This window comes from Bordetella saccharivorans (genome assembly GCF_045862855.1).
Classification (GTDB): domain Bacteria; phylum Pseudomonadota; class Gammaproteobacteria; order Burkholderiales; family Burkholderiaceae_B; genus Bordetella_A; species Bordetella_A petrii_F.
Genome location: NZ_BAAFZO010000001.1, coordinates 359,484 through 383,077 on the forward strand (window position 1 = coordinate 359,484; position 23,594 = coordinate 383,077).

A 23,594-nucleotide genomic window follows, 5' to 3' on the forward strand; every position below is an offset into this window, starting at 1 on the left:
AATGTAACGAATTGACCGGGATCTGTAGTGAAATACCGCGACCTTAGAGACTTTTTGCAGCAATTGGAACTGCGCGGCGATCTCAAGCGCATCGCCGCGCCAGTCTCGACCCGCCTCGAAATGACCGAGATTGCCGACCGGGTGCTGCGTACGGAAGGCCCCGCCCTGCTGTTCGAGCACGCCATGCACGATGGCGCGCGGGCCGCCATGCCGGTGCTGGCCAATTTGTTCGGCACGCCGCGCCGCGTGGCCTGGGGCATGGGCGCCGACGACGTCGGCGCGCTGCGCGAGACCGGCGAGCTGCTGGCCGCCCTGCGCGAGCCCGAGGCGCCGCGCGGCCTGCGCGACGCGCTGGGCAAGGTGGCCATGCTGAAGTCGGCGCTGTGGGACATGGCGCCGAAGCGCGTGCGCGGCCCCGCCTGCCAGGAAATCGTCTGGGAAGGCGCCGACGTGGATTTGTCCCGCCTGCCCATCCAGACATGCTGGCCGGGCGACGTGGCGCCGCTCCTGACCTGGGGCCTGGTGGTCACGCGCGGGCCCAATGCGCGCCGCCAGAACCTCGGCATCTACCGGCAGCAGCCCATCGCGCCCAATAAACTGATCATGCGCTGGCTCTCGCATCGCGGCGGCGCGCTGGATTTCCGCGACCACGCGCGCGCACACCCCGGCACGCCCTTCCCCGTGGCGGTGGCGCTGGGCGCCGATCCCGCCACCATCCTGGGCGCCGTGACGCCGGTGCCGGACAGCCTGTCCGAATACCAGTTCGCCGGCCTGCTGCGCGGCTCGCGCACCGAGGTCGCGCAGGCGGTGGGCAGCGAGTTATCGGTGCCGGCGCGCGCGGAGATCGTGCTCGAAGGCCACCTGCTGCCGGCGGGCGATCCGCGCGCCGTCGCGCCCAGCGTGCCGGACGGCGCTCCGCCGCCGCCCGACACGGGCTACGAAATGGCGCTCGAAGGCCCCTACGGCGACCACACCGGCTACTACAACGAACAGGACTGGTTCCCCGTCTTCACGGTCGACCGCATCACCATGCGGCGCGACCCCATCTATCACTCCACCTACACCGGCAAGCCGCCCGACGAGCCGGCGGTGCTGGGCGTGGCCCTGAACGAAGTATTCGTGCCGCTGCTGCGCCGGCAGTTGCCCGAGATCGTCGACTTCTATTTGCCGCCGGAAGGCTGCAGCTACCGGCTGGCGGTGGTGTCGATCCGCAAGCAGTACGCCGGGCATGCCAAGCGCGTGATGTTCGGTTTATGGAGCGTGCTGCGCCAGTTCATGTACACCAAGTTCATCGTGGTGGTGGACGAGGACATCGATCCGCGCAACTGGACCGAAGTGGTGTGGGCCATTACCACCCGCATGGATCCGGTGCGCGACAGCGTGCTGGTGGAACGCACGCCGATCGACTATCTGGACTTCGCGTCGCCGGTGTCGGGGCTGGGCGGCAAGATGGGAATGGATGCCACCAACAAGTGGCCTGGCGAGACCGACCGCGAATGGGGCCGCCCCATCGTGATGGACGCGGCGGTCAAGCAGCGGGTGGACCAGATGTGGGGCGACCTGGGGCTGTGATCAGGGCGCCGGCGGCGGCGCGCCGGCATCGCGCGGCTGGCGCGAGTCGCGCCAGCCCTTGAATACCTGCCAGCCCAGCAGCGCGCCGCCGGCCAGCCGCAGCAGGCGCGAGCGCTTGCCGCGCCCCATGATGAGCGCCGACAGCGTGGAACTGATGAACGGGTAGCGGCGCGCCAGCGTGACGCCCTGCCACAGCAGCCGCGACACATTGCCCTTGGCCAGGCCGGGCAGCCAGCGCTTGAGCAGGTTGGCCGGCTCGAGCGAGCGGCCAGCCGCGGCGATGTCATGGGCGAGGGATTCGCGTTCCAGCGCGGCGCGGGCGCGCAGCAGCTCGATGCGCACGGCGCGGTCGACGGCGGGAGTGGGCTTGGCCATGTCAGCGCGGCTCCCGGGAGTCGTGCTGGGCGTCCTGTTCGGCCTGCGCGACGCGCACGCTGTCGAGCAGGTCGGCATCGCGGCCGAGCTCTTCGAACGTGGCGGAAAACGGCACCGGGCCGGACACCAGTTCGCGGCGCACGGCCAGCAGCAGACCCAGGCCGATGACAGCATACAGCGCCGCCAGCAGGCCCAGCGCCAGGTAGCGGTCCTCGGTGGGCCAGAACGCCACCGCGACGGTGACGCTGAACACCAGCACCGCCAGCGTCAGGAACAGCAAGGCGGCGAATGCCATGCCCAGCAGCTTGACCAGGCGCGCCTTTTCCTCGGCGGCTTCCAAGGCGAACAATTCGAGGCGCGTGCGCAGCAGCCCGACCAGGCTGCCGGCCACGCCGAATACGGATCTGCGCAGGCCCATGGGCAGGAGCGGGCCGGCCGCCAGGGGCCGGCCCCGCGCTTCAGCGGCGGGCGATCAGCAGGCCGAGCAGCAGGCCGGTCACGCCCGCGATGCCGATGGCTTGCCAGGGATTGTCGTGCACGTAGTCGTCGGTGGCGCGCGCCGCCTTGCGGCCGCGTTCGAGCACGGCATCCTGGGCGTCGTAGAGCGCTTCGCGGGTGCGCTTGAGCGAGGCCATGGCGCGGTCGCGCAGTTCGGAGGCTTTCTCGCCCGAACTGGAGGCTGCTTCGCGCAGCAGGTTTTCCGCATCGTTCAGGCTGCTTTTGACGCTGTCGATGAGTTTTTCTTTGGCGACTTCCTCGGATCGTCGGGTGGTCATAAAGGCTCCTGTTGATGTGTCGAAGACGAGATCATCATACCAGCCGGGCAATACAATCGCAGCCCCGCTTGCTACCGGCTGCTACTTGATCTGCGTAATCTCAACGGCCGATTTCACGCCGTTCTGGTCGATGTCCTGGCGCATGACCAGGTTCACCGCCGGGCAATACCAATCGGTCACGGTGGTGTTCATGCCCGGGATGGGCAGCGTGATGCCCTGGAACGTCGCCATGGTGGGATCGGTATTGCGCGCGTAGCGGATCGGCCAGCACGCCTGGCGGCCCAGCGCCGTGTCGAGGGTCTGCCTGGCGCCGATGGACTTCTCGCCGATGCGCACGACGGTGGTGGGCTGGCCGCCCACCGGGGCGTCCTTGCCGATGTTCAGCCGGTAGGTGGCGCCGGGCAGCCGCTGCCCTTCGGCGACCTTGCCGTCGTAGGCGAACAGCCCCAGCATGCGCAGGTCGAACTGGCCGCCGTCCTGCGGTTTTTCGCCCGCCTTGGCATAACGCACGAACTCTGCCTTGCCGCCCTTGATGGTCATCAGGTAATCAAGCTTGGACTTGCCGGCCGGCAGGCCGGCGTAGCTGAAACTGGCGGTGCCCTGCACGCGCGCGCGGCAATTGGCCGCGTCCGTCTTGGCGACTTCGGCGAAGGTCAGGTCGGCGCCCAGGCTCAGGTTGCCGGAGCCGGTCAACTGGACCGCGCCGCCATTGCGCATGAACTGCGCATCGCATACGCCGGCCAGGGCCGGGGCCGACAGGCTTGCCGCCCCCGCCAGGAAGAGATAAGAAAAAAAGCGTGCCGCCACCGGGTGCTCCTGGAAACTCAAAAAAGCCATGCGCTCGGGCATGGCTTTTCGATACTACACCGGTTGGCCAGCGGGCGGCCAACGCGCCTGGAACCTTGGAAACAATGGATACCGACGGGCATGCCGACGCGTGGAGTCCACACATCGGTAAATTTTTTGTCCGATTTTGTATAGAATTGTGCCCCCCCTCCCCCTCCTGCGAATCCCCATGTCGTTCCTGTCACGCCGTTTTTCCGCGCCGCTGCGCCGGACCTTTTGCTGGGCCGCCCTGGCCGGCGCGGCAACCCTGGCCGGCTGCGCGAATGTGCCCAACACGCTCCCGGTTACCTATTCGCCGTCGTCGGTGCTCAGCGCCGAGGGCGCGGTCGAGGTGGGCGCCTTCACCTACGACCCGAACAAGGCCGACGACAATGCGCCGCCCCCCAAGAACGACCGCTACGCCAACGCTGGCCTGTCTTCGTCGCAACAGGCCAGCGGCGGCTCGCCCGGCAGCTACCGGCCAGCCAGGATCGAGCCGAACCAGATCCGCAACACGGCCATGGGCAGCATCCTGCTGGAAAAAGACGTCAAGGACCTGGTGCGCGACGCCACCTTCGCCGAATTGCGCTTCATGGGCGTGCAGGTCAACGGCACCGCGCAACCCGTCCGCCTGACCGGCGACATCCTGGAGTTCCTGATCGACGACCTGGGCTATTCGGTAGACTGGACCTTGCGCATTGCCTACCTGGTGGTCGACAAGGCCGGCGACAAGCCGGTGTACCAGGCGACCAAGGAAATCAAGCGCCGTACCACCAAGTTCGCCAATTTCTTCGGCGCGCTCAACGACACGATCCGCCTGAACATCGAAGAGCTGGTGAAAGATCCCGCCTTCCTGGCGGCCATCAAGCAGCCAAGCGCGCAGTGAAAACCCGCCCCTGAAGCGTAGCGCGCGTCAGGAGTCCGCTGCGCTTGCCGCATGCGGCGCGGCCAGGCGGCGCACTTCCGGCATGCACGAGCCGCAGCCGGAACCGCAGCCCAGGCGCACCTTCAGTTCCTCGGCGCCCAGGCCCGCGTCGACGCCGGCCTGGATGGCCTGTTCGGTCACGCCGGCGCAGGCGCATACCGTGCGCGAACGCGGCGGCGCCTGGGTACGCCCCATCAGCAGCAGGGCCAGGCTGGCCGGCGCCTGGCCGCCGTCGGCCCAGGCCAGCAGGCCGTCGTTGGCGCGCACATCGCCGGCCAGCAGGAAGGCCGCGGGCGTGCCGGCCGACAACCGCACGCGCCGCAAGACCCCGCGGGCCGGGTCGTCGAAGGCGGCATCGGGCTGCCCGACGTCCAGGTCCCGGGCCAGGGCGTCCAGCACATGCGCGGGCGGCGCCGACTCGGCGGCCAGCCGCAGCCGGACGCCCGGCCCGGCCGCGCAGGGCGCCACCACCGCATAGTCGAAGCGCCGCAGCCACGGCGCCAGCGCGGCGCGCAGGCGCGCGGCGTCGCCGGCCGCCCAGCCCATGGCCTGCCACGGTAGGCGGGCCGGCGCCACGGCCACGGCCGCGTGCTTGAGCTCGGGCTGGCGCGACACCGGATCGCGCGCCGGATTGGTCAGGGCGTTGATCCCCAGCCCCGCCATGAAGGCGCTGCCCCAGTGCATGGGCAGGAAGGCATGTCCGGGCTTCAGGCCATCGTCCGGGCGCACGGGCAGCACGATGGCGCCGCGCCGGGAGCGGATGCGCGCCAGCGCGCCGGGCGCCAGCTTCAGGCGCTCCAGGTCGAGCGGATGCAGCGACAGCCCGGGTTCCTCGACATGGCGCGTCAGCGCCGGGGCCAGGCTGGTGCGCGCCAGGGTGTGCCAATGGTCGCGCAGGCGACCGGTGGTCAGGCGCAGCGGATATTGCGCCGAGACCGCCTCGGCGACCGGCGTATAGCCGGTATCGAAGAAGCGGGCCCGGCCGTCGTCGGTGGCGAAGCGCCCGTCGGCGTACAGGCGCGCCACGGCGGCGCCGGCCTGGTATGGCCATTGCAGCGGCCCCTGGCGCTCCAGCAAGGCGTAGTCGACCGCGCTGTAGTCCAGGTCGCGGCCGGCGGTCATGCGTGCATGCTCCGCGAACACGGCGGCCTCGTCCGCGTAATCGAACAGGGCCGCCTTGTCCGGCGCGATCAGCCCCGCCAGCCGACGCGCCACCGCGGCCGCCAGGCGCCAGTCCGGCCGCGCCTCGCCGGGCGGCGCGACAGCCGCGCGCACGCGGCTGATGCGGCGTTCCGAGTTGGTGACAGTGCCCGACTTCTCGGGCCAGGTGGCGGCCGGCAGCACCAGGTCGGCGTAGGCCAGCGTCTCGGTGCCGGCATAGGCTTCCTGCACGATGACGAACTCGGCCTGCTGCAGCGCGGCGCGCACGCGCGCCTGGTCGGGCAGCGACTGGGCCGGATTGGTGGCGGCGATCCACAGCACCTTGATGCGCCCTTCCAGCACCGCGTCGAACATCTCGAGCGCCGGCTTGCCCGGGCTGGCCGGCAGGCTGTCCACGCCCCACAGCGCCGCCACCTCGCGCCGGTGCTGCGGATCGGCGGGATCGCGATGGCCCGGCAGCAGGGTCGCCATGCCGCCGGCCTCGCGCCCGCCCATGGCGTTGGGCTGGCCGGTCAGCGAAAACGGCCCGGCGCCGGGCCGGCCGATCTGCCCCGTGGCCAGGTGCAGGTTGATCAGCGCGCCGTTCTTCGCGGTGCCGCTGCTGGACTGGTTCAGGCCCATCGTATACAGCGACAGGGCGGCGCCGGCCTGGCCGAACCAGCGTGCCGCCTGGACGATGTCGGCCGCCGGCACGCCGCACACGTCCTGCGCGGCGCGCGGCGTGAACTCATGCACGCGCGCCTTCAGGGCCGCGAAGCCCGCCGTGTGAGCTGCCAGGTAGCGCTGGTCCACCAGCCCTTCCCAGATCATGACATTGAGCATGGCATGGAACAGCGCCACGTCGGTGCCGGGCAGGATGGGCAGGTGCAGGTCGGCCAGCGCCGCCGTGTCGGTGCGGCGCGGGTCGACCACCACGATCTTCAGCCCGGGGCGCGCCGCCTTGGCGTCCTCCAGCCGGCGAAACAGCACCGGATGCGCATACGCCATGTTGGCGCCGGCGATCAGCACCGTATCGGCCAGCTCCAGGTCGTCGTAGCAGGCCGGCGGAGCATCGGCGCCCAGCGTCAGCTTGTAGCCGGACACCGCGCTGGACATGCACAAGCGGGAATTCGTATCGATATTGTTGGTGCCGACCAGCGCGCGCGCCAGCTTGTTGAATACGGCATAGTCCTCGGTAAGCAACTGGCCCGACAGGTAGAAGCCGACCGCGTCCGGGCCGTGCAAGCCGATGGCGGCGGCAAGCCTGGCGGCGGCCAGGTCGAGCGCGTCGGACAGCGGCACCGCGACGCGCTCGCGGCCCCGCTCGGCGCGCCATTCGGCGCGCAGCACGCGCGCCGCGTCGCGCCGTACCGTGTCGGCCAGCGCCAGGCCCTTGCTGCACAGCCTGCCGCGGCTGGACGGATGCGCCGGGTCGCCCGCCACCGCCACCACGCGCTCGCCGTGCGCCGTCACGCGCACGCCGCAGCCGGTGCCGCAATAACAGCAGACCGACGCGACAGTGCGCGCGGCGGCGCCGGCGTGCGAATCGACAGGCAGGGCCGCGGTATCCATCAGAATCAGCCCTCGCCTTCCAGGTCCAGGTACACCGCGCCGCCCTCCAGCTTGACCGGCAAGGTGCGCACGCAACCCTGGTCCGGGGCCTGGGCCTGGCCGCTTTCCAGGTCCAGCACCCAGCCATGCAGCGGGCATGCCACCGAGCGGCCATGCACCAGCCCGGCCGACAGCGGGCCGCCCTTGTGCGGGCAGCGGTCCACCACCGCGTAGAGCTGGCCGTCGCCGGTGCGGAATACCGCCACGTCGTCCTGGCCGGGCCGCCGCACCACGCGGGCGCCCTGGGGGGGAATGTCGTCGATATGGCAGACGTTGCGCCATTGGCAGGTAGCGGTTTGCGGCATGGTGGGTCTCATACGGTCAAGGATTGGAATTCGCGGGAAGCCGGCGCGGCGGCGCGGCGCGCTTGCCATGGGTCGGTTTCGAACGACAGGGCGAACTTCAGGCGCGCATAGAGCTCGGCCCGGTTGGCGGCGTCCTCGACCACGCGCGCCTTGACGTACTCCAGGCCGACGCGCGCCAGGTAGTGGACGGTGCGCTCGAGGTAGAACGCTTCCTCGCGGTACAGCTGCAGGAACGCGCCGCTGTACTCCAGCACCTCCTCGGCCGTCTTCACCTTGGCGAAGAATTGCGCCACTTCGGTCTTGATGCCGCCATTGCCGCCCACGTAGAGCTCCCAGCCCGATTCGACCGCGATGATGCCGACATCCTTGATGCCCGATTCGGCGCAGTTGCGCGGGCAGCCGGAGACGGCCAGCTTGACCTTGTGCGGGCTCCACATGCCCACCAGGTCCTTCTCCAGGGCGATGCCCATGGCGGTGGAATCCTGCGTGCCGAAGCGGCAGAACTCGCTGCCCACGCAGGTCTTCACGGTGCGCAGGCTCTTGCCGTAGGCATGCCCGGAGGGCATGTCGAGATCGGCCCACACCTTGGGCAAGTCCTCTTTCTTGACGCCCAGCAGGTCGATGCGCTGCCCGCCCGTCACCTTCACCAGCGGGATGGCGTACTTGTCGGCCACATCGGCGATGCGGCGCAGCTCGGACGGGTTGGTGACCCCGCCCCACATGCGCGGCACCACCGAATAGGTGCCGTCCTTCTGGATGTTGGCGTGCATGCGTTCGTTGGCCAGGCGCGACTGGCTGTCGTCGCGCGCCTCGCCCGGCCAGGTCGACAGCAGGTAGTAGTTCAGCGCCGGCCGGCAGGTGGCGCAGCCGTCGGGCGTGCGCCATTCCATGAAATGCATGGCATCGGCAATCGTCACCAGGTGGTGCTGGCGGATGGCCTTGCGCACCTCGCCGTGGGTCAGGTCGGTGCAACCGCAGAGCGGCTTCTCCGATTTGGGCTTGACGTCGGCGGCGCCGCCCACGCAATTGATCAGGATCTGTTCCACCAGCCCGGCGCAGGACCCGCACGAGCTGGCGGCCTTGGTGTGCTTCTTGACCTCGTCGACGGTGAACAGGCCCTGCTCGCGAATCGCCTTGACGATGGTGCCCTTGCACACGCCGTTGCAGCCGCACACCTCGGCGCTGTCGGGCATGCCGATGGCGCGGTTCTCGCCGGCGTGGCCGGTATCGCCGCCGATGGCGCTCTCGCCGAACATGAGCTGGTCGCGCAATTCGTCCACCCGCTTGCCCTCGCGGATGAGCCGGAAGTACCAGGCGCCGTCGGCCGTGTCGCCATACAGGCAGGCGCCCACCAGCTTGTCGTCCTTGAGCACCAGTTTCTTGTAGACGCCGCCCACCGGATCGGCCAGGGTGATTTCCTCGGTGCCCTGCCCGCCCATGAAATCGCCGGCCGAGAACACGTCGATGCCGGTGACTTTCAGCTTGGTCGAAGTGACGCTGCCCTCGTAGCGGCCGATGCCGTGCATGGCCAGGTGATTGGCCGCCACCTTGGCCTGTTCGAACAGCGGCGCCACCAGGCCATAGGCCGTGCCGCGATGGCTGACGCATTCGCCCACCGCGTAAATGAGCGGGTCATAGGTCTGCAGCGTATCGCTCACCACCACGCCGCGGTTGACGTACAGGCCGCAGCTCTCGGCCAGCTCGGTGTTGGGCCGGATGCCGACCGCCATCACGACCAGGTCGGCTTCGGCCTCTTCGCCATCGGCGAAGCGCACGGCGCGCACGCGGCCGTCGTCGTTGCCCAGCAAGGCCTCGGTCTGGCGCGGCATCAGGAATTTCAGGCCGCGCGCCTCCAGGCTGCGCTGCAGCAGCAGCGCGGCCTGCGGATCGAGCTGGCGGTCGAGCAGGCCGGACCCCAGGTGCACCACCGACACGTCCATGCCGCGCGCCGCCAGGCCGCTGGCCGCCTCCAGTCCGAGCAGGCCGCCGCCGATCACCACGGCGCGCCGGTGCGCGCGCGCCGCCTCGATCATCAGGTTGACGTCGCGGATATCGCGGAAGGTCACCACGCCGTCCAGGTCCTTGCCGGGAACCGGCAGGATGAACGGATTGGACCCGGTGGCCAGCAGCAGCCGGTCGTACGGGACTTCGCTGCCGTCCGCGCCGATGACGACGCGGCGCGCCCGATTGATGCGCTCGACCTTGCAGTTCATGCGCAGGTCGATGCCATTGGACCGGTACCAGTCCACGTCATTGAGCACGATGTCCTGCAGGGTCTGCTCGCCGGTCAGGACGGGCGACAGCAGGATCCGGTTGTAGTTGGGATAAGGCTCCGACCCGAACACGGTGATGTCGTACAGGTCAGGGGCCAGCTTGAGCAGTTCTTCCAGCGTGCGCACGCCGGCCATGCCGTTGCCCACCATTACCAGCTTCAGTTTCTTGTCCATGATGTCTCTCGTGTTGCTTGCGGGCCGGCCCTCAGGCGTCGGCCGTTTCGATGACGGCGGCGGGCTCGGGCCGCGCCGCCGCCTGGCCCGGCGCCGGATTGCCGTGGCGCCGGTGCAGGAAATCGACCACCGCGGCGCGGCAGGCCAGGTAATCGCGATCCCCGGCCAGCGCGACGCGGTCGCGCGGCCGGGCCAGGGGCACCGGCAGGATCTGGCCGATGGTGGCCGCCGGGCCGTTGGTCAGCATGACAATGCGATCCGACAGCAGGACGGCCTCGTCCACATCGTGCGTGACCATGATGGCGGTGCTGCGGGTCGCGGCCACGATCTTCAGCAGTTCGTCCTGCAGGTGCGCACGGGTCAGCGCGTCCAGGGCGCCGAACGGTTCGTCCAGCAGCAGCACCTTGGGCTCGATCGCCAGCGCCCGCGCGATGCCCACGCGCTGCTTCATGCCGCCGGAGATCTCGCCGGGCAGCTTGCCCTGCGCATGCGCCAGCCCCACCAGTTCCAGCGCGGCGCGCGTGCGGTCGGCCAGCTGCGCCTTGGTTTCCCGGGCGCCGAATACGCGCTGCACCGCCAAATGGACATTCTGGAAACAGGTCAGCCAGGGCAGCAGCGAATGGTTCTGGAACACCACCGCGCGGTCCGGCCCGGGCCCGGCGATCTCGCGCTCGGCGCACAGCAGCACGCCCGCGGTGGGCCGCGCCAGGCCCGCCACCAGGTTCAGCAGCGTGGACTTGCCGCAGCCCGAATGACCGATCAGCGAAATGAATTCCCCCTGCGCGACGGTCAGGTCGATGTCGCGCAAGGCGACGAAACTGCCCCGGGCGGTGACGAAGGTCTGGCCGACATTCTCGATGCGCACGAACTTTTCCATGGCTTACTCCTCGGTATAGGCGAAGCGGCGGGCCAGGCGCACCAGCGCGGTCTCCAGCGCCAGGCCGACGATGCCGATCACGAAAATGGCGACGACAATGTGCTCGACCTTCAGGTTGTTCCACTCGTCCCACAGCCAGAACCCGATGCCCGTGCCGCCGGTCAGCATTTCGGCCGCCACGATCACCAGCCAGGCCGTGCCGATCGACAGGCGCACGCCGGTCAGGATGTGCGGCAGCACGGCGGGCAGCAACACTTTGGTGATCACTTGCCATTCCGACAGGTTCAGCACCCGGGCCACGTTCAGGTAGTCCTGCGGCACGCGCGCCACGCCGGCGGCGGTGTTGATCACCATGGGCCAGATCGAGCAGATGAAAATCGCCCAGATGGCGGCCGGGTCGGCGCCGCGGAACAGCAGCAGGCCCAGCGGCAGCCAGGCCAGCGGCGACACCGGCCGCAGCAGGCTGACGATGGGCGCGAACATGGCGCTGGCGGCGGCGTAGCGGCCCATCACGAAGCCGGCCGGGATGCCCACCACGGCCGCCAGCCCGAACCCGATGCCGACCCGCCGCAGCGAAGCCAGCACGTTCCAGCCTATGCCCTGGTCGTTGGGACCGTTGTCGTAAAACGGATCGGCAAACAGCAGGCGCGCGGCGTCCCAGGTAGCCCCGGGAGTGGGGATGTCCGGGACAGCCATGGCGATGGCCTGCCACACCAGCACGAACAGCGCGAAGCCGGCCGCCGGCCCGACCGCGGCGCGCGCCGCGCCTTCGAGGGCCCCGCGCCAGGCGGCGCCGCGCAAGGAGGTGGCGAAGAGTGTGGTCGTCGGCATGGCGCGCTCCTGTCAGGCCTTGATCTTGAAGCCGTCGGCGTAGGCGGCCGGGTCGCTGCCGTCCCAGCGCACGCCGTCCAGCAGCGTGGAGGCGCGCATTTCGCCCTGCGGCAACGGCGCGCCCGCCGCGGCGGCGGCTTGCCGGTAGACGTCGATGCGATTGATGGCGCGCGCCACGCCCAGGTAATCGGGATGCGACTTCAGCAGGCCCCAGCGCTTGTGCTGGGTCAGGAACCACATGCCGTCGCTCAGGTACGGGAAGCAGGCAGCGCCATCGGCGTAGAAGCGCATGGGGTGCGCGTCGTCCCAGGTCTTGCCCAGGCCGTCGGCATAGCGGCCCTGCATGCGGTCGACGATGGCGTCGGCGGCGGTGTTCACATACGCCTTGGCGGCAATCGTCTCGGCGGCCTGGCGGCGGTTCGCGGCCGACGCGTCGATCCATTTGCCGGCTTCGATCACCGCCGCGGTGACGGCGCGCGCCGTGTTGGGATGCGCCGCCACGAAGTCGGCCGTGGCGCCCAGCACTTTCTCGGGATGGTCGGCCCAGATCTGCTGGGTGGTCGCGGCGGTAAAGCCGATGCGGTCCATGATGGCGCGCGCGCCCCAGGGTTCGCCCACGCAGAAGCCGTCCATGTTGCCGACCCGCATGTTGGCCACCATCTGCGGCGGCGGCACGGTGATCACGCGCGCGTCGCGCATCGGATCGATGCCGTGCGCGGCCAGCCAGTAGTACAGCCACATGGCGTGCGTGCCGGTGGGAAAGGTCTGCGCGTAGGTATAGGCGCGCTGCTCGGCCTGCATATGTTTGCGCAGCGAATCGCCGTCGGCCACGCCCGCCTCGCGCAGCTTGGACGACAAGGTGATGCCCTGGCCGTTCTGGTTGATGCCCATCAGCACCGCCATGTCCTTCTGCGGCCCGCCGATGCCCAGGTGCACGCCATAGACCAGGCCGTACAGCACATGGGCGAAATCCAGCTCGCCGTTGATCAGCTTGTCGCGCACGCCGGCCCACGACGCTTCCTTGGATGGCACGATCCGCACCCCGTGCTTCCGGTCGAGGCCCAGCACCGAGGCCATCACCACCGAGGCGCAATCGGTCAGCGGAATGAAGCCGATGCGCACCTCGGGTTGCTCGGGCGCATCGCTGCCGGCCGCCCAGGCGCCGGCGCGCACCAGCGGATCGACCAGGCCGAGCAGCCCGGCCCCGGCCACGGCTTTGGCTGTCGCGCCCAGCCACTTGCGACGCTGGGCGTTGGCGGCCTCGGCCGGCTCGATGGCCGGCGCGGCGGCCGGTCCGGACTTGCGGTGCATCGCGGACATCGCGGCTCCATAAAAAGAAAAGCGTTCCGCGCGCCGCCGGGCCGTGCCGGCCTGGCGGATCGCAGAACGCCGTTGTCCTGTGCGCGGCCGCAGCGGCGGCCGTGGCGACCAGCGTTGGCCGCCCTCTCCCACAGAAGCAAAGCCCATGCCAACTTCGTTCGCCCCCGGGGAACGGGGGTAGCGGCAGCCGCCTGGCACAGAAATGGTGCAGGCCCGCATGCCGCAGCGCACCATCGCTGTGCCGCGCGCCCCGCCGTCGCGCCGTCCGCATCGGGAAGCCCGCGCGGCCTCCAGCGCCGGCCGATGGCATGGATGTTGCTTTTTCCACGATGAATGGGAGCCAACATGCTGAAGGTCATGCTTCTGAACGACGGAGACGGACGCGCGGCCGCGCTGCGGCAAACGCTGGCGGCGGCGGGCGTGCAAGTCGTGGCCGAACGCGCCGCGGGCATGGACTTGGCCGAGGCCATCACCCGGCTGGCGCCCGACGTGGTGCTGATCGACGCCGACGCCCCGGCCCGCGACACCCTCGAAGACATCTGCGTGGCCAGCGAACACAGCGCGCGGCCCGTGGTGATGTTCACCGACGACGGCAATCGCGCGACCATCCGCGCGGCCTTGCGCGCCGGCGTGGCCGCCTACGTCGTGGGCGAGGTGCCGCCGGAACGCATCCAGCCGCTCTTGACGGTGGCCATCGAGCGCGGCGCGGTCGAGCGAGCGCGCCGCGAAGAGCTGGCCGAGGCGCGCCAGCGGCTGGCCGACCGGCAGGCCGTGGAAAAGGCCAAGGGCTTGCTGATGCAGTTGCGCGGAGTTTCCGAGGACGAGGCGCATCGCCTGTTGCGCGAACGCGCCATGCAGCGCCAGCGCCGCCTGGGCGACGTGGCGCGCGAAGTGATCGAAATGGCGCAGTGGATAGGGGGCAGGCCGGGAGGCGCCGGCTAGGGCCTAATCACTTATCGCTATATCAATCCAATTAATCAAAAGTTGTAGGGATGAAAGGCTGTCCCTATGATCGATTGACATATCGCGGGCTAGTCCCGCCAGGCTGATCTTGATGACGCTTTTCCCCTTATTCGCCGATCTGCAGGGCCGCCGCGTCGTGGTGGTGGGCGGCGGCGAGGTCGCCGCCCGCAAGGTGCAGGTGCTGCTGGAAGCCGGCGCCCAGGTGCAAGTAGGCGCACCCGCGCTGACGCCCGAGCTGGCCGGGCTGGCGGCGCAGGGCCGCATCCGCCACCTGGCCGGCGAATTCCGGCCCGAATGGCTGGACGAGGCCTGGCTGGCCGTGGCCGCCACCGATGACCGCACCGTCAACGCCGCCGTCTCGCGCGCCGCGGCGCAGCGGCGCGTATTCAGCAACGTGGTCGACGACGCCGCGCTGTCCTCGTTCCAGGTGCCGTCCATCGTCGACCGTTCGCCGCTGATCGTGGCCATCTCGTCGTCGGGCGTGGCGCCGGTGCTGGCGCGGCGCCTGCGCGAGCGGGTGGAGTCGCTGTTCGACCATTCGCTGGGCGCGCTGGCCGGGCTGGCGGCCCGCTACCGCCCGCGCATCCGCGAGCGCCGCCCCGACCTGAAGCAGCGTCGCCGCTTCTATGACTGGCTGCTGGATGGCCCGGTGGCCGGGCTGCTGCGCCAGCAGCAGCCGGCCGAGGCCGAACGGGTGCTGAACGCCGCCCTGGACGCTCCCGAGGACGCGAGCCAGGGCAGCGTGGTGCTGGTGGGCGCCGGCCCCGGCGACCCCGGGCTGCTGACCTTGAAGGCGCTGCGCGCCCTCAACGAAGCCGACGTCATCCTGTACGACCGCCTGGTCAGCCCGGCCGTGCTGGCGCTGGCACGCCGCGATGCCGAGCGCGTGGCCGTGGGCAAGCGCCCCGGCGAGGACCACGATGCCACGCAGGCGCGCATCCACGCGCTGCTGGCAGAACATGCCCGCGCGGGCCGGCGCGTGGTGCGCCTGAAGGGCGGCGACGCCTTTATTTTCGGACGCGGTGGCGAGGAACTGGAATATCTGCGCGCCCAGGGCGTGCGCTATGAAGTGGTGCCGGGCATCACGGCGGCGCTGGCCTGTGCCGCCTACGCCGGCATTCCCCTCACCCATCGCGACCACGCGCAATCGGTGCGCCTGGTGACGGCGCACTGCCGCGACGACGAGGATGCGCTCGACTGGCCCGGCCTGGCGCGCGAGCACCAGACACTGGCGTTCTACATGGGCGTCGGGCAATTGGAGACGCTGTCGGCCCGCCTGATCGGCCACGGTCGCCCGGGCGCCACGCCGTTCGCGCTGGTCGAGAACGGCAGCCGGCCCGAGCAGCGCGTGGTGACCGGCCGGCTGGCCGACCTGGCCGCCGTGGCGCGCAGCCACGAAGTGCGCGCGCCCGCGCTGCTGATCGTCGGCGAAGTGGCCGGGCTGGCGCGCCAGCTGCACTGGTTCGGCTCGTACCAGGAAGGCCGGCGCGAGCCGCTGGCCGCCTGAACCGGGCGCGCGCCGCGGCGCCGCGCCCGTGCCGCCGTCATCGGACCGTCATTCGGCCTTTTGCTTGGTGCCGAAAATGCGGTCGCCGGCGTCGCCCAGGCCCGGCATGATATAGCCGTGCTCGTTGAGCCCCTGGTCGATGGAAGCGGTATAGATGTGCACGTCGGGATGGCGGTCGAGCACCGCCTCGATGCCGGTCGGCGCGGCCACCAGCACCAGCGCGCGGATCTCGCGGCAGCCGGCCCGCTTGAGCATGTCGATGGTGGCCAGCATCGAGCCGCCGGTGGCCAGCATCGGGTCGACGATCAGCGCCAGGCGCTGGTCCAGTTCGCCGACCAGGCGTTCCAGGTAGGTATGGGCCTGCAGGGTTTCCTCGTTGCGGGCCACGCCCACCACGCTGACCTTGGCGCCGGGGATCAGGCTGAGCACGCCGTCGAGCATGCCGATGCCGGCGCGCAGGATGGGCACCACGGTCACTTTCTTGCCGGCGATCTTCTCGACCTGCACCGTGCCGCACCAGCCCTCGACCGTCGACTGGGCCAGCGGCAGGTCCTTGGAAGCCTCGTAGGTCAGCAGCGCGCCCACTTCCTGGGACAATTCGCGGAAACTCTTGGTGCTGAGGTCGGCGCGGCGCATGATGCCGAGCTTGTGGCGGATCAGCGGATGGCGGATTTCATGCACGGGCATGTGCGGCAATCTCCAGGATGCGAGGAACGGCGGCGCGCGGGCGCCGACAGCGCAATCGTAAACCGTTTGGGCGCGGCGCGGCTTACTGGGTGGCCAGCCAGGCGATCAGGGCGTCGTCGAAAGCGCGCACCGCCGCCGCGTTGGGGTCGTTGACGATGCTGACCACCACATAGCGCTTGCCGCTGGCACCCAGCACATAGCCAGCCACCGCCCGGACGTCGCGCAGCGACCCGGTTTTCAGGTGCGCCATGCCGGCGGTCTCCTCGCCCTTGAGGCGCCGCCGCATGGTGCCATCCACCCCGGCGATCGACAGCGAAGAGAGGAATTCCGGCATCAGGGGCGAATGCCAGGCCAGCGTCAGCATCGACGCCAGGCTCTCGGCCGACACGCGCGCCGCGCGCGACAAGCCGGCCCCATTGTCCATGACGAGTTCGGGCATGTGCAGGCCCTGCCCCGCCAGCACCGCCTTGGCGACGGCCTCGCTGCTCTCGGTGGTGGCCGGCCGGCGGCCGCGCTCGGCGCCCAGCGTCAGCAGCACCGTGCGGGCCATGACATTGTTGCTGCGCTTGTTGATCTGCCGGATCGCCTCGCCCAGCGGCGGCGATTCATGCGAGGCCAGCAGCACGGCGTCAGGCGGCACCATGCCGGCGCGGATCTTGCCGGAGAAGCTGCCGCCCAGTTCGCGCCACAGCAGCCGCAACAGGGCCTCGGAGAATTCAGGCTGCGACACCGCCAGGCGGTACAGGCTGAACTCGCCGCACGAGCCCGCCACCGTGCCGCCCAGCCGGATCGACACGCCCTGCTGGGTCAGCACCGGGTCGGTGGTGACGACCGGCGGGCCGGGACAGCGGGCGCTGCTCCATTCCACCTGCCCCTCCAGGCGCAGCCCCGGCAGCGGGGGATCGATGATGGGGATCCATTTCTGCGCCGCCGGGTCGGGGCTGAACAGCAGGCGCAGCGCGCCGAAGCCCACCATCAGGGCGTCGGGGCTGGCGTTGTAGGCGCGGTCCGGCGCCCCGTCGAAAGCGCCCGGGTCGGTGGCGACCTGGCCGAAAATGCTGCGGTCGACCACCAGGTCGCCGATTTTCTTCACGCCGCGCAGCCGCAGTTCGCGCAGCATGGTCCAGAGATCCTGCACCATCAGGTGCGGATCGCCCGCGGCGCGCAGGTAAAGCGGCCCGGACAGGGCGCCATGCTGGTCGGGCCGCACGCCGGGTTCAGTCAGGAATTCGGTGCGCCACACATAATTGGGCCCCAGCTCGGACAGCGCGGCCCAGGTGGTGACCAGTTTCATGACCGAGGCGGGGTTGCGCGGTTCGTTGGCGTTGATGGACACCATGCGCTGGCCGCCCAGTTCCTGGACCACCAGCGACAGCGACGATCCGGGCAGGCCGGAGGCCTTCCAGGCGCGCGTCAGTTCGTCCGGCAGCAGGCCCTGCGCCTGCGCCGCCAGCGCGCCCGCCAGCAACGCGCCCGCCGCCAGCCACTGTTTCCATCGCCCGCCTCGTGTGTTCCTGGGTACCGCCATGCCGCGTCCGCCACGCATTGTTCCGATAAAGACGCAAGCATACCGAACCCGGCCGGCCCGTGGATGAAAGCGGGCCACGCACCCGGGTCCGCATACAATAGCGGGTTGTCCGAGCCCGCCCTGGCGGGCCTCCTTCGAGTTGCCAGCCGCGTGTCTTCCTCCCTTACCGTTTCCGATTTCGACTATTTCCTGCCGCCCGAACTGATCGCCCAGACGCCGGCGGCGCAACGCGGCGGCAGCCGGCTGCTGCACCTGGATGCCGCCGGCGCGCTGCACGACCGCCAGTTCCCCGACCTGGCCGCGCTGCTGCGGCCGGGCGACCTGCTGGTGTTCAATGACACACGCGTGATCAAGGCGCGCCTGGCCGGCCAGAAGGCCAGCGGCGGCAAGGTCGAGGTGCTGGTCGAGCGCATCGTCGAACCCGACCGGGCCCTGGCGCACGTGCGCGCCAGCAAGTCGCCGGGCGCGGGCACGACGCTGCGGCTGGCCGGCGCCTTCGACGCCACCGTGCTGGGCCGCGCCGGGGAGCTCTACGACCTGCGCTTTCCCGCGCCGGTGCTGGACCTGCTCGACACGCACGGCGCCACGCCGTTGCCCCCCTATATCTCGCACGCCGCCGACGCCACCGACGAAGCCCGCTACCAGACGGTCTACGCGCGCGAACCCGGCGCGGTGGCCGCCCCGACGGCCGGCCTGCACTTCGACGAGGCCATGCTGGAACGCCTGGCCGGCCTGGGCGTCGAACGCGCGTTCGTCACCCTGCACGTGGGCGCGGGCACCTTCCAGCCGGTGCGCGTCGACAAGCTCGACGACCACGTCATGCACGCCGAGTGGTACACAGTGGGCCCGGCGGTGGTCGAGGCGGTCGCCCGCGCCCGCGCCCGCGGCGGCCGCGTGGTGGCGGTCGGCACCACCAGCGTGCGCGCCCTGGAATCGGCCGCGGCGCACAACCCGGCCGGGCCCGATGCGCCGCTGGCGCCGGTCCAGGGCGACACCCGCCTGTTCATCACGCCGGGCTACCGCTACCGGGTGATCGACGCGCTGGTCACCAATTTCCACCTGCCGCAATCCACCCTGCTGATGCTGGTGTCGGCCCTGGCCGGCATCGAGCCGATCCGCCGCGCCTACGCGCATGCGGTCGCCCAGCGGTATCGCTTCTTCAGCTACGGCGACGCCATGTTCATCGAATCGCCCGCCTCCTGACCATGACCGGACTCAATTTCGAACTGCTGGCCACCGACGGCCAGGCCCGCCGCGGCCGCGTCACGCTGAACCACGGCGTGGTCGAGACGCCCATTTTCATGCCGGTGGGCACCTACGGCAGCGTCAAGGCGATGCTGCCACACGAACTCGAGGACATCGGCGCCCAGATCGTGCTGGGCAACACCTTCCACCTGTGGCTGCGCCCGGGCACGGATATCCTCGACAAGCACGGCGGTCTGCACGGCTTCATGCAGTGGGACAAGCCCATCCTCACTGATTCGGGCGGCTTCCAGGTCTTCAGCCTGCAGGGCATGCGCAAGATCACCGAGGAAGGCGTCAAGTTCGCCTCGCCCATCGACGGCGCGCGCCTGTTCCTGACGCCGGAGGAATCCATGCGCATCCAGCGCTCGCTGAACTCCGACATCGTCATGGTGTTCGACGAGTGCACGCCCTACCAGGTCGACGGGCGGCCGGCCACGGCCGAGGAAGCGGCCCGCTCGATGCGCATGTCGCTGCGCTGGGCGCGCCGCTCGCGCGAGGAATTCGACCGGCTGGGCAACCCCAATGCCCTGTTCGGCATCGTGCAGGGCGGCATGTACGAGCACCTGCGCGACGAATCCCTGGCCGGCCTGACCGACATCGGCTTCCATGGCTATGCCATCGGCGGCCTGTCGGTGGGCGAGCCCAAGGAAGACATGATGCGCATCCTGACGCACGTCGCGCCGCGCCTGCCGGCGCAGGCGCCGCGCTACCTGATGGGCGTGGGCACGCCCGAAGACCTGGTCGAGGGCGTGGCGCGCGGCGTGGACATGTTCGATTGCGTCATGCCCACCCGCAATGCCCGCAACGGCTGGCTGTTCACCCGCTACGGCGACCTCAAGATCCGCAACGCCAAGTACCGCGACGACACCCGGCCGTTGGACCCGAGCTGCGCCTGCCACACCTGCGCCCATTTCTCGCGCGCCTACCTGCACCACTTGCAGCGCGCCAACGAAATCACCGGCGCGCGGCTCAACACCCTGCACAACCTGCATTTCTACCTGACGATCATGGCCGAAATGCGCGAGGCCATCGCCGGCGGCACGTTCGACGCCTGGCGGGAGCAGTTTGCGGCGGATCGGCGGCGGGGAGTGGAGTAGTTTTTCTCGGCAGGCCGGGCTCTCTGCGAAAAGTGTCAGACACCCCTCGAGACGCTCCGGGCAGGCCTGCAGCGCCGCGAGGGTGTCTGACACCTGCCCCCTCGGGCGCCCCCGCGGACGCTGGCGCCCGAACCCGTCCGCCGACAAGACGCCCTCCACCCATAACCTAGCTACAATAGTCGGCTTGCCCTGTCCAAGGCTCGCGCGGGGACGGGCGCAGAAAACAAATTGCCAGAACCTGCTCCCAACCATCCAAAATTCAGGAGATTTTCATGTCCGTTATCGATACCGCCAGCCTCGTCCTGGCCCAGGCTGCCCCGGAGGGCAGCGCGCTGATGGGGATGCTGCCCATCGTGCTGATGTTCGTGATCCTCTATTTCCTGATGATCCGTCCGCAGATGAAGCGCCAGAAGGAACATCGCAACCTGGTCGCCAACCTGGCCAAGGGCGATGAAGTCCTGACGGCCGGCGGCCTGCTGGGCAAGGTCTCCAAGGTCACCGACACCTACATCACCGTCGAGGTCGCCGAGCTGGCCGACAAGCCGGTCGAGGTGCTGATGCAGAAGACTTCCGTGTCGACCGTGCTGCCCAAGGGAACCATCAAGGCCCTGTAGGCGTCTTATCCGGCCCCCCTTTCGCGGGGGCCTTTTCTCGCTCCATCTCGCATGAACTAGCCGCCAATGAACCGCTATCCCCTCTGGAAGTACATCACGGTGCTGGTCGCGGTCGTCATCGGCCTGCTCTATACCCTGCCCAATTTCTACGGCGAATCCCCTGCCGTCCAGGTGTCCAGCGCGAAAGCCACCATCAAGGTGGACAACGCCACGCTGGCCCGGGTCGAACAGATCCTGGCCTCGGCCAACGTGCCGGCCACCAACGTCTACTATGAACAGAATGGCACGCTCGGCACCGTGCGGGCGCGCTTCCCGTCCACCGACGTGCAGCTGCAGGCCCGCGACCTGCTCGACAAGGCGCTCAACACCACGCCGGACGACCCGCAATACACCGTGGCCCTGAACCTGCTGCCCGCCTCGCCCCCGTGGATGCGCGCGCTGGGCTGGTTCGAGCCCAAGCCCATGTACCTGGGCCTGGACCTGCGCGGCGGCGTGCACTTCCTGCTGCAGGTCGACATGCAGGGCGCCCTGACCGCCCGCTACGACTCGCTGGCGGCCGACGTGCGCACCGTCCTGCGCGACGAAAAGATCCCCGTCGGCGGCGTGGAGCGCGCCGGCACCTCGGTGGTGGCCAGCTTCGCCAACGCCGACGAGCGCGACCGGGCGCACAGCGTGCTGCGCGGCCGCCTGCCCGACCTGCAGTTCACCGAAGGCGACGAATCCGGCCGCCCCACCCTGGTCGGCATGCTGAGCCCCACCGCGGTCACCCGGGTGCAGGACTCGGCGCTCAAGCAGAACATCAACACCCTGCACAACCGCATCAACGAACTGGGCGTGGCCGAGCCGGTCATCCAGCAGCAGGGCGCCGACCGCATCATCGTGCAGCTGCCCGGCGTGCAGGACGTGGCCAAGGCCAAGGAACTGCTGGGCCGCACCGCCACCCTGGAAATCCGCATGGTGGACGACTCCCCGGCTGCCCAGTCGGCCCTGGCGGGCGGCTCGGTGCCCTTCGGCCTGGAGCGCTACACCGACCGCGACGGCCGCCCGATCCTGGTGCGCCGCCAGGTCATCCTGACCGGCGAGAACCTGCAGGACGCCCAGCCGGGCCGCGACTCGCAGACCCAGCAGGCCGCCGTGCACCTGACGCTCGACAGCAAGGGCGCGCGCATCTTCCGCGACGTCACGCGCGACAACGTGGGCAAGCGCATGGCCATCCTGCTGTTCGAGAACGGCAAGGGCGAAGTCGTCACCGCGCCGGTCATCCGCAGCGAGATCGCCGGCGGCCAGGTGCAGATTTCCGGCAGCATGACCGCCGAGGAAGCCGCCGATACCGCCCTGCTGCTGCGCGCCGGCGCGCTGGCCGCGCCCATGTCCATCATCGAGGAACGCACCATCGGCCCGAGCCTGGGCGCTGACAACATCGCCAAGGGCTTCCACTCCACGCTGTACGGCTTCCTGGCCATCGCGGTGTTCATCATCCTGTACTACCACTTGTTCGGCGTGTTCTCGACGCTGGGCCTGACGATGAACGTGCTGCTGCTGCTGGCCCTGCTGTCCATGCTGCAGGCCACGCTCACGCTGCCGGGCATCGCGGCCATCGCGCTGACGCTGGGCATGGCGATCGACTCGAACGTGCTCATCAACGAGCGCATCCGCGAGGAACTGCGCAACGGCGCCGCGCCGCAGCAGGCCATTCACCATGGCTTCGAGCGCGCCTGGGGCACCATTCTCGACTCCAACCTGACCACGCTCATCGTCGGCCTCGCGCTGCTGGCTTTCGGTTCCGGCCCGATCCGCGGCTTCGCCGTGGTGCACTGCCTGGGCATCGTCACGTCGATGTTCAGCTCGGTGGTGGGGGTGCGGGCGCTGGCCAACCTGTGGTACGGCCGCAAGAAGAAGCTTGCGAGCATTTCCATCGGCACCGTCTGGAAACCCAAGGAAAACTGACCCTGGCGGGCGGCCCGTCCGCCCGCCGTCGATAGGACTCAAGGCGAAACATGGAATTTTTCCGTATCCATCGCACTATCCCGTTCATGCGCCACGCGCTGGTGCTGAACATCATCAGCCTGGTCACGTTCCTGGCGGCCGTGTTCTTCATCGCGACGCGAGGCTTTCACCTGTCGATCGAATTCACCGGCGGCACGGTCATGGAAGTCAACTACGCGCAGACGGCGCAGCTCGACAGCGTCCGCAGCGCCGTGTCCAAGCTGGGCTACAGCGACTTCCAGGTGCAGAACTTCGGCACCTCGCACGACGTCATGATCCGGTTGCCGCTGACCGAGGGCCAGACCTCGGCCACCCAGAGCGAGGCCGTCATGGGCGCGCTGAAGGCCGCCGACCCGTCCGTCGAACTGCGCCGGGTCGAATTCGTCGGCCCGCAGGTCGGCCAGGAACTGCTGCACAACGGCCTCATGGCGCTGCTGTTCGTGGTGATCGGCATCATGGTGTACCTGGGCATCCGCTTCGAATGGAAGTTCGCGGTGGCCGGCGTCATCGCCAACTTGCACGACGTGGTCATCATCCTGGGCTTCTTCGCGTTCTTCCAGTGGGAATTCTCGCTGTCGGTGCTGGCCGGCGTGCTGGCGGTACTGGGCTACTCGGTGAACGAATCCGTGGTCATCATGGACCGGATCCGCGAGAACTTCCGCAAGTACCGCAAGGCCACCGTGCACGAAGTCATCAACAGCGCCATCACGCAGACCATCTCGCGCACCATCATCACCCACGGCTCGACCCAGATGATGGTGCTGGCCATGCTGTTCTTCGGCGGCCCGTCGCTGCATTACTTCGCCCTGGCGCTGACCATCGGCATCTGGTTCGGCATCTACTCGTCGGTGTTCGTCGCCGCCGCGCTGGCCATGTGGATGGGAGTCAAGCGGGAAGACCTGGTCAAGCCGGTCAAGAAGGAAGGGGATCCGGAGGTCGCCTGAGAGGCATCCAAGGTGCCTG

At 69.5% G+C, this 23,594-nt stretch carries 21 protein-coding genes; 9 read left to right on the top strand and 12 right to left on the bottom strand.

Annotation, left to right across the window (positions count from 1 at the left end):
* Window positions 1-27 precede the first annotated feature (27 nt).
* On the top strand, window positions 28-1,572 hold the full coding sequence (locus ACKTT0_RS01730; protein WP_407847603.1) for a UbiD family decarboxylase: 1,545 nt from the start codon (window positions 28-30) through the stop codon (window positions 1,570-1,572).
* Here ACKTT0_RS01730 and ACKTT0_RS01735 read toward each other — a convergent pair whose 3' ends face one another.
* From ACKTT0_RS01735 to ACKTT0_RS01750, 4 genes are all read right to left on the bottom strand, one after another.
* Entirely contained in the window at window positions 1,573-1,947 is a 375-nt protein-coding gene (locus ACKTT0_RS01735) for a hypothetical protein (protein WP_407847605.1), read from the bottom strand.
* Between the two features lies 1 nt (window position 1,948).
* Window positions 1,949-2,365, bottom strand: coding sequence for a phage holin family protein (locus tag ACKTT0_RS01740; RefSeq protein WP_407847607.1), 417 nt, complete (start codon window positions 2,363-2,365; stop codon window positions 1,949-1,951).
* Between the two features lie 40 nt (window positions 2,366-2,405).
* Window positions 2,406-2,723: an ElaB/YgaM/YqjD family protein gene (locus ACKTT0_RS01745; RefSeq protein ID WP_028353098.1), complete on the bottom strand. Its 318-nt coding sequence runs from the start codon at window positions 2,721-2,723 to the stop codon at window positions 2,406-2,408.
* An 81-nt stretch (window positions 2,724-2,804) separates the two neighbouring features.
* Window positions 2,805-3,530, bottom strand: coding sequence for a hypothetical protein (locus ACKTT0_RS01750; protein WP_407852366.1), 726 nt, complete (start codon window positions 3,528-3,530; stop codon window positions 2,805-2,807).
* A 208-nt stretch (window positions 3,531-3,738) separates the two neighbouring features.
* Between ACKTT0_RS01750 and ACKTT0_RS01755 the strand changes: the two genes are divergently transcribed.
* The gene (locus tag ACKTT0_RS01755) at window positions 3,739-4,434 is read left to right on the top strand and encodes a hypothetical protein (RefSeq protein WP_407847609.1); all 696 of its coding nucleotides are present in this window, start codon (window positions 3,739-3,741) and stop codon (window positions 4,432-4,434) included.
* Window positions 4,435-4,461: 27 nt separating this feature from the next.
* Here ACKTT0_RS01755 and ACKTT0_RS01760 read toward each other — a convergent pair whose 3' ends face one another.
* From ACKTT0_RS01760 to ACKTT0_RS01785, 6 genes are read right to left on the bottom strand one after another with little or no spacing between them, the layout of a single operon-like run.
* Window positions 4,462-7,185 carry a nitrate reductase gene (locus ACKTT0_RS01760; RefSeq protein WP_407847611.1) on the bottom strand — a complete coding sequence of 908 codons (2,724 nt, stop codon included), beginning with the start codon at window positions 7,183-7,185 and terminating at the stop codon, window positions 4,462-4,464.
* A gap of 5 nt (window positions 7,186-7,190) precedes the next feature.
* A complete protein-coding gene (gene nirD, locus ACKTT0_RS01765) occupies window positions 7,191-7,529 on the bottom strand; it encodes a nitrite reductase small subunit NirD (protein WP_407847613.1) in 339 nt (112 codons plus the stop codon).
* 8 nt (window positions 7,530-7,537) lie between these two features.
* On the bottom strand, window positions 7,538-9,976 hold the full coding sequence (gene nirB, locus ACKTT0_RS01770) for a nitrite reductase large subunit NirB (RefSeq protein ID WP_407847615.1): 2,439 nt from the start codon (window positions 9,974-9,976) through the stop codon (window positions 7,538-7,540).
* A 31-nt stretch (window positions 9,977-10,007) separates the two neighbouring features.
* Window positions 10,008-10,853, bottom strand: a complete 846-nt coding sequence (locus tag ACKTT0_RS01775; RefSeq protein WP_407847616.1) for an ABC transporter ATP-binding protein — start codon at window positions 10,851-10,853, stop codon at window positions 10,008-10,010.
* 3 nt (window positions 10,854-10,856) lie between these two features.
* On the bottom strand, window positions 10,857-11,684 hold the full coding sequence (gene ntrB, locus ACKTT0_RS01780) for a nitrate ABC transporter permease (RefSeq protein WP_407847617.1): 828 nt from the start codon (window positions 11,682-11,684) through the stop codon (window positions 10,857-10,859).
* A 12-nt stretch (window positions 11,685-11,696) separates the two neighbouring features.
* The gene (locus tag ACKTT0_RS01785) at window positions 11,697-12,995 is read right to left on the bottom strand and encodes a CmpA/NrtA family ABC transporter substrate-binding protein (RefSeq protein WP_407852367.1); all 1,299 of its coding nucleotides are present in this window, start codon (window positions 12,993-12,995) and stop codon (window positions 11,697-11,699) included.
* A gap of 354 nt (window positions 12,996-13,349) precedes the next feature.
* Between ACKTT0_RS01785 and ACKTT0_RS01790 the strand changes: the two genes are divergently transcribed.
* Together ACKTT0_RS01790 and cysG are read left to right on the top strand one after the other, a co-directional pair.
* A complete protein-coding gene (locus ACKTT0_RS01790; protein ID WP_407847618.1) occupies window positions 13,350-13,946 on the top strand; it encodes an ANTAR domain-containing response regulator in 597 nt (198 codons plus the stop codon).
* Between the two features lie 112 nt (window positions 13,947-14,058).
* Complete coding sequence (gene cysG / locus ACKTT0_RS01795) at window positions 14,059-15,474, top strand: siroheme synthase CysG (RefSeq protein ID WP_407847620.1); 1,416 nt, start codon at window positions 14,059-14,061, stop codon at window positions 15,472-15,474.
* 48 nt (window positions 15,475-15,522) lie between these two features.
* Here the strand turns inward: cysG and upp are convergent, their stop codons facing one another.
* Complete coding sequence (gene upp / locus ACKTT0_RS01800; protein ID WP_407847621.1) at window positions 15,523-16,161, bottom strand: uracil phosphoribosyltransferase; 639 nt, start codon at window positions 16,159-16,161, stop codon at window positions 15,523-15,525.
* A gap of 82 nt (window positions 16,162-16,243) precedes the next feature.
* Window positions 16,244-17,689, bottom strand: coding sequence for a D-alanyl-D-alanine carboxypeptidase/D-alanyl-D-alanine endopeptidase (gene dacB / locus ACKTT0_RS01805; protein ID WP_407847622.1), 1,446 nt, complete (start codon window positions 17,687-17,689; stop codon window positions 16,244-16,246).
* A gap of 150 nt (window positions 17,690-17,839) precedes the next feature.
* On the opposite strand from dacB, the gene queA reads away from it, so the two are divergent.
* From queA to secF, 5 genes are all read left to right on the top strand, one after another.
* Window positions 17,840-18,892: a tRNA preQ1(34) S-adenosylmethionine ribosyltransferase-isomerase QueA gene (queA, locus tag ACKTT0_RS01810; protein ID WP_407847624.1), complete on the top strand. Its 1,053-nt coding sequence runs from the start codon at window positions 17,840-17,842 to the stop codon at window positions 18,890-18,892.
* A gap of 2 nt (window positions 18,893-18,894) precedes the next feature.
* Window positions 18,895-20,031: a tRNA guanosine(34) transglycosylase Tgt gene (gene tgt, locus ACKTT0_RS01815; RefSeq protein WP_407847626.1), complete on the top strand. Its 1,137-nt coding sequence runs from the start codon at window positions 18,895-18,897 to the stop codon at window positions 20,029-20,031.
* Window positions 20,032-20,303: 272 nt separating this feature from the next.
* Complete coding sequence (yajC, locus tag ACKTT0_RS01820; protein WP_407847628.1) at window positions 20,304-20,645, top strand: preprotein translocase subunit YajC; 342 nt, start codon at window positions 20,304-20,306, stop codon at window positions 20,643-20,645.
* A 66-nt stretch (window positions 20,646-20,711) separates the two neighbouring features.
* Entirely contained in the window at window positions 20,712-22,592 is a 1,881-nt protein-coding gene (secD, locus tag ACKTT0_RS01825; RefSeq protein WP_407847630.1) for a protein translocase subunit SecD, read from the top strand.
* Window positions 22,593-22,642: 50 nt separating this feature from the next.
* Window positions 22,643-23,575, top strand: a complete 933-nt coding sequence (secF, locus tag ACKTT0_RS01830; protein ID WP_407847632.1) for a protein translocase subunit SecF — start codon at window positions 22,643-22,645, stop codon at window positions 23,573-23,575.
* Window positions 23,576-23,594: the final 19 nt, after the last annotated feature.